Here is a 6,318-nt window from a genome sequence, read left to right on the forward strand (position 1 = left end):
ATCACCCCATCACCCCACCTCCCCATCACCCCATCACCCCACCTCCCTATCTTATTTTCCGTTCCGTTACTAAGGTTAAACTTTCCCATTCTCCTTTGTCATTGTAGCGACGAATTAACCGCTGACGTTCGTTGGGGTTAACTACCCATCCCGCCTCAAAAAAGAAGGGTTGACGCAGTTTAACTTGTTGGGGAACGGTTGCAGAAGCGCCATCGGGTAACAAATACACTTTAATATTAGAACCCCCGTCAAACTGTAGAATTGATCCGTTTATTGTTGCGGTTGAACTAATCGTTTGATTGGCAAAGGTTAGACTTTGGGTGAGTTTTCTGGTATCATCTAACTGAAGATTCATTTGAGTCGAAAACGTATCAGGAGGACGCAAATCGGGATAAAGGGTAATTGCTTCTCCCGTCCAAGTTCCCAGTAACGCTTCAACGCTGAGGGGAGGACGTTCAACGGTGTCGGTATTGGCCCGTGTTTCTCGAATTAATGTCAGTTGGTCTAAGTTTCCCTCTGGATCAAACATTTCCACTAACCGCAAGCGGCGATTTTCCGCCATAAACCCAAACTCCGCCCCGGACTTGGCAAACGGCGCCAACTGAATTGTCCCTTGAGAAAACGCCCCATTCTCAAAAAATAAGATCTCTCGCCCCAGAGACTTAAATTCTCGGACTAATTCATCAACGGGGGGTTTTGTGATACCATCAGGACTCGGCGGAAAACGACGCAACGTTAGACAAACAGTTTTGTTGTCGTCAGATGCTTCTAACTGCAAAATACTGGGCGTATCCTTAACGATTTCCCCTTGATTGGAAAATTGTGTAAATGAACCCTGCCACTCGCCTAAATTTTTGAGAAAATTTTCCCATTGCGATCGCATAATTGAACCTCATTCTATCTACAAACGGTTTCCCCATGTCTTTATCTGGAATTGTCACGCTGCTGACGGACTTTGGTTTGAGTGATGTCTATGTCGGCGTGATCAAGGGTGTGATCGCCCAAATTAACCCGGAATTACGGGTGATCGACTTAACTCACAACATTCCCCCTCAAAATATTGGGGCGGGTCGATTTTGTCTGATGAATGCTGTTCCCTATTTTCCCCCAAAAACGGTTCATGTGGCTGTCGTTGATCCGGGAGTCGGGAGTCAACGCCGGGCGATCGCTGTTGATCTACCGACAGGATACCTGGTTGGGCCGGATAATGGGGTGTTGGCTGGGGCGATGGGGGCGATGTTAGCCCAATGTCAGACACCGGATGAGTTTACGGTGGTGGAATTGACCAATCCTGATTATTGGCGGACTCCCCTACCCAGTAACACGTTTCACGGTCGGGATATTTTTGCCGCCGCAGGTGCTTATTTAGCCAGTGGGGTTCCCCTCGGAGAACTCGGGCATCCAATTGATCCGGCTACCCTCTCCGATTTGATTTTATCAGAGTCTAGCTTCACCCCCGAAGGAATAGAAGGCTGTATTCAGCATATTGATCATTTTGGGAATTTAATTACAAATATTCCTGGTCATTTTATTGAGGGAAAAACCTGGTTTGTGGCGATGGTCGGGGCTAAGGAAGTTGTCGTTGACTCGGGGGGAAATCCTGATAAAAATAAAGAGAAGAAGAAGAAAAAAGGCAAAGGGAATAAAGATAAAGTCTCTAAAAAAACCGCTTCTGAGATTGAATCTTTGTCTCAGGTTTCTCGGATTATTCCCGGTGGTTACACCTATGCTGATGTTCAACCGGGGAATTTAATTGCTTTGGTGGGTTCTCATGGTTGGGTAGAAATTGCAGCGAATCAAGCCAATGCTCAATCAATTTTACAGCTAGAATGGGGATCTCGGATTCAGATCTTATTGACGGATTCCTGATTTTTGATACAATTTAAAAGATTAATTTCTTGTTATTTTAAGATCGTGGAAAGGAGAGATTAATGAGAAAAAAAGCAGTAACATTTTTGTCTGCTGTAGGTTTAATATTAATGAATTTTGGCTTTTTAGCAAAGGCGGATACGGTGAAAGTTCGCTGTGATTTTTATCCCAAAGGAGAAGATAAAGCCTCTGCGTCTGAGGTGTGTACGTTTTCCCAACGTCAGGGTTTTGTCTCTATTCAACGCGAAAATGGAACCCGATACGAATTTAGTCCAGTCGGAGATCAACCTGGAAATTTTGAAAATGAGTCGGGTGAGGCGGTTTATCGGCAAAGTGGTTTAGGGGAGAGAGGATTGATTTTCCGAATGCCCCGAGAATCAGTTTATATTTATTGGGATACTGCCCCTTTTGAAGCTGATAAAAGCGAATCCAATTCAACCGCTTACCCCCAACAACCTATACAACTGTTCAAAATAGCAATGAAATTGCCATCCAACACAACAACGAACATAATATCGGTACAATGAGGCTAACAGACTTACTTCTCACACCGACCTCAACTCATGCTATCAACTGGGACAGTCCTCAATACTCGTTTTCGACTTCAAGAAGCCCTCAATAGCAATTCTGTCCGTCAAACTTGGTTAGCGGAAGACTTGAAGTTTAAAGATCAAGTCGTGGTGAAATTGTTAGCCTTAAGTGGTTCAATGGATTGGGATGATTTGAAACTCCTCGAACGAGAAGGCCAAATTCTACAACAGCTTGACCATCCCCGCTTAGTTCGGTATCGAGATTACTTTGCGATTAATAGTTTAAATCCCTGGTTTTGTTTAGTCACTGAATATGTTCCGGGAGTTTCACTGAAACAACGATTAGAAAAACATCAGAAATTTACACCGACACAAATTCAATGGATTGCGGCAGAAGTTTTAGAAATTCTCAACTATTTACATCAGTTAAATCCACCCGTTTTACATCGGGATATTAAACCCAGTAACTTAATTTGGGGAACGGATAATCATATTCATTTGATTGATTTTGGTTGTGTACAAATTCAGCCGAGAACTCCCGGTGCGACGTTTACCGTGGTTGGAACGTATGGTTATACACCGATTGAACAGTTTGGCGGTGAAGCGGTTCCGGCGTCGGATTTGTATGCGTTGGGTGCGACTTTAATTCATCTTTTAACGGGGATTTCTCCGGCTGAGTTACCGCAAGACAATCTACAAATTAAGTTTAAACATCGGGCTTGTTCTCCGATTGAACCCCAATTTTGCAACTGGTTAGAACAGTTAATTCAACCGTCGGTTTCCGCCCGTTATTCTCATGCAAATCAAGCGTTAATTGCCCTCAATGCTTCAATTTCTGCACCCATACAGTCTCCTGAAAATACGGGAATTCGGTTGGCTAAATCTGAGAATAATTTAAAAATAGACATTCCGTCTCGGTTTGCAATAGAATACCTTCATCCAGGTAAAAAAACACTTCAAAAAAGTCTTTGGAATTGGGGAGAACAGTTTTTATCTTTACGTCCATTTGTCAAGCTGCAAATTGTGACTGTTGTTGCTTTAGCCAGTTGGATACTATGGTTACTACCACTTCCTCTGGATAAAATTGGCTTGAATTTAATTTCGTCACTATTAGGTTTACCGCTAATTTTGTTAATTGTGGGTGTACCTGCGGGATTGATTTTCTTGATTTTGCTACTCAATTCTGGAGTTGATTATTTTGAACGAATTTCGATAGAATTAAACGAGAGTCGTTTAGAAATTTGTTGGAAATCTCTTGGTTTTCCTAAACGAAAAGTTGTCAACCTTTCGGAAATTCAAAATATTAACTTAACTCAAACGAAGGCGGGAAATAGTCAACTTTACCCGACGTTAGAAATTGCCATTTACAAACCGATGATGTTTTTTCTCTCCCAACGCAAAACTTATCATCTCGGACAACAGTTAAAAACTGAGGAATTGGAATGGTTAAAACGAGAGATTAACGACTGGCTAACAAGCCATACTTCTGCTATTCCTCAACTTAGCCCAAATTCCAAAAACTTGCTTAAGATATTAAAATTTAATAAAAAAATCAATGATTCTTAAAAAACAATTGTATTTATTCTTGTGAGTGTTTGGGGAACAAATATTAATGTTTTAAAAATTACTGGAGTATTTTAGGATAAATGCTATGTCGAGTGAAGATTATAATCCAAGTTTAGAGACATTATCATCAACAGAATTGTATGTCGTTGGAATTGGTGCTTCCGCCGGAGGATTAAAGGCTTTAGAAGAATTCTTTGATCATTTACCCTCAGATAGTAATGCAGCATTTGTTGTCATTCAGCACTTATCTCCCGACTTCAAAAGCTTAATGAAAGAACTCCTTGAACGACATACTGCTATGAGGGTTCGACGGGTTGTTGATGGGATGTTTCTTGAAGCCAATACGATTTATTTGATTACTCCTCAGAATAATTTAATTGTTAGACAGCGACAACTTTATTTAATCTCTCGATCCACAGCAACTTTACACCCTAAGATTAATTTTTCAATTGATATTTTCTTTGAATCATTAGCAGTTGAGTATGGCGATCGCGCCATTGGAATTATCTTTTCGGGAACCGGAAGTGATGGCACAAAAGGGCTACAAGCCATCAATCAAGCGGGGGGAATTACTCTAGTTCAGTCTCCAGAAACAGCAGAATTTGATGGAATGCCTCAAAGTGCAATTCTCAACAGTATAGTCGATCAAGTGCTATCGCCCCGAGAACTTGCTGAAAGTATTACTGAGATTGTCAAAACGGGTAAATCTTCTTTGAGTTTGCATTTAAACCCCGAATTGGGGATAAATCCTGAACAATTTGAAACTATTATTAATTTTTTTAAACAATATGAAAACCTGGATTTTTCATACTATAAATCTACCACATTTAATCGTCGAGTTTTGCGTCGTTGTTCGTTAAGTGAATATGATCATATTAATGACTATATTAATAACTTAGAAACCTCTCCAGAAGAACGTTTAAAATTAAAAGAAGATTTAATGATTGGGGTGACTCAGTTCTTTCGAGATGCACCTGCTTGGGATGATTTAAAAACAAATGTCTTACCAGATTTAATCACACAACTACCAGAACAATCGGAATTTCGAGTCTGGGTAGCAGCCTGTTCAACCGGGGAAGAAGCCTATTCTATGGGAATGATTATTGATGAAGTCTGTCAAAGTCTCAACAAAAATATTCAAGTCAAAATTTTTGCGACTGATATTGATGCTAACGCTTTAGCATTTGCTTCAGAAGGAATTTATCCTGAAAATATTGTTACCCATGTTTCTAGTACCCGGTTAGAAAAGTATTTTATCTTCAATTCCCCCTTTTTTCAAGTCAGCCAATATTTACGGAATATGCTGATTTTTGCACCCCATAACCTCTCGATTAATACAGGGTTTACTCAGATTAATCTAATAAGCTGTCGTAATATTTTAATCTATGTCCAACCTCAAGTTCAACAACAAATTCTGCGAGTGCTGCATTCTTCTCTCAAAACCGAAGGTATTCTATTTTTAGGGTATTCTGAAACTTTAGGAGATCTACAAACAGAGTTTATAACTCTACACGAAAAATACAAAATTTATAAGAAAAAAAGAGATGTTCGTTTACCTTTAACTGTTCAAAATATTAGCTCAAGTCAGCCCTTCACTCGACAATCGCCACGCAGTAAAAATATTCAAAATCAACAAAACCATTCCCATTTAATTTTAGAAGTTGCCTTTAGTGCTTTCGCTAAAAAGTCACACTGTAGCTGTTTTTTAGTTGATGCCGATTATCAGCTTTTTCAAATTGTTAGTGATGCCGCACAAGTGCTTGAATTTCGCGAAGGAAAGCTCAGTCAAAAGATTACTGACTTGATCAATCCATCTTTAAAAATACCTGTAAGTACAGGTTTACATCGCTCTAAACGTGAACACAAGACGATTTCTTATCTTGATCTTTCCTATGATCTAAACAAAGCCAGTCAGCGAGTTGATTTAGAAATACAGTTTTTTCCTCGTAATGATCAAAAGGAAGAATTTTATATGCTAGTTATCACAAATAAACAGGAAGTTCAGTCACCTTCTGCGTTAATCGATCATCCTCAATCCTATCATCTTGATCAAGCCGCACTTCAACAGATCCAACACCTTGAAGATGAACTTCAACAAACCCGTGAAAACTTGCAGGCGACGAATGAAGAACTAGAAACAACCAATGAGGAACAACAAGCAATCAATGAAGAATTGATCGCTTCAAACGAAGAACTCCAAAGTACCAACGAAGAACTTTATACCGTTAATACGGAATATCAAAATCAAATTCAAAAATTGATCGAACTCTCAAATGATGTCAATAACTTACTTCAAAGTACCGATATTGGGGTCATCTTTTTAGATAAAAGTTTAAAAATTAGTAAATTTACT

At 39.6% G+C, this 6,318-nt stretch carries 5 protein-coding genes; 4 read left to right on the forward strand and 1 reads right to left on the reverse strand.

The window, feature by feature from the left end:
* Positions 1-46: 46 nt before the first annotated feature.
* Positions 47-883 carry a DUF3598 family protein gene (locus M595_RS26690; protein WP_023069714.1) on the reverse strand — a complete coding sequence of 279 codons (837 nt, stop codon included), beginning with the start codon at positions 881-883 and terminating at the stop codon, positions 47-49.
* Positions 884-918: 35 nt separating this feature from the next.
* Between M595_RS26690 and M595_RS26695 the strand changes: the two genes are divergently transcribed.
* The 4 genes from M595_RS26695 to M595_RS26710 all read left to right on the forward strand — a co-directional run.
* On the forward strand, positions 919-1,869 hold the full coding sequence (locus M595_RS26695) for an SAM hydrolase/SAM-dependent halogenase family protein (RefSeq protein WP_023069713.1): 951 nt from the start codon (positions 919-921) through the stop codon (positions 1,867-1,869).
* 62 nt (positions 1,870-1,931) lie between these two features.
* Positions 1,932-2,396 (forward strand): hypothetical protein, encoded by a 465-nt coding sequence (locus M595_RS31970; protein ID WP_023069712.1) that lies wholly within the window; start codon positions 1,932-1,934, stop codon positions 2,394-2,396.
* 36 nt (positions 2,397-2,432) lie between these two features.
* A complete protein-coding gene (locus tag M595_RS26705) occupies positions 2,433-3,965 on the forward strand; it encodes a serine/threonine protein kinase (protein ID WP_023069715.1) in 1,533 nt (510 codons plus the stop codon).
* Positions 3,966-4,050: 85 nt separating this feature from the next.
* Positions 4,051-6,318 (forward strand): chemotaxis protein CheB (locus M595_RS26710; protein ID WP_023069716.1); only part of this gene is annotated, 2,268 nt, incomplete at its 3' end.

This window comes from Lyngbya aestuarii BL J, from assembly GCF_000478195.2.
Classification (GTDB): Bacteria; Cyanobacteriota; Cyanobacteriia; order Cyanobacteriales; family Microcoleaceae; genus Capilliphycus; species Capilliphycus aestuarii.

What these genes read in the sequence shown, in the direction of transcription:
- M595_RS26705 (WP_023069715.1), top strand. Translation starts at nt 2,433, where the DNA reads ATGCTATCAACTGGGACAGTCCTCAATACTCGTTTTCGACTTCAAGAA.
- M595_RS26695 (WP_023069713.1), top strand. Translation starts at nt 919, where the DNA reads ATGTCTTTATCTGGAATTGTCACGCTGCTGACGGACTTTGGTTTGAGT.
- M595_RS31970 (WP_023069712.1), top strand. Translation starts at nt 1,932, where the DNA reads ATGAGAAAAAAAGCAGTAACATTTTTGTCTGCTGTAGGTTTAATATTA.
- M595_RS26690 (WP_023069714.1), bottom strand. Translation starts at nt 883, where the DNA reads ATGCGATCGCAATGGGAAAATTTTCTCAAAAATTTAGGCGAGTGGCAG.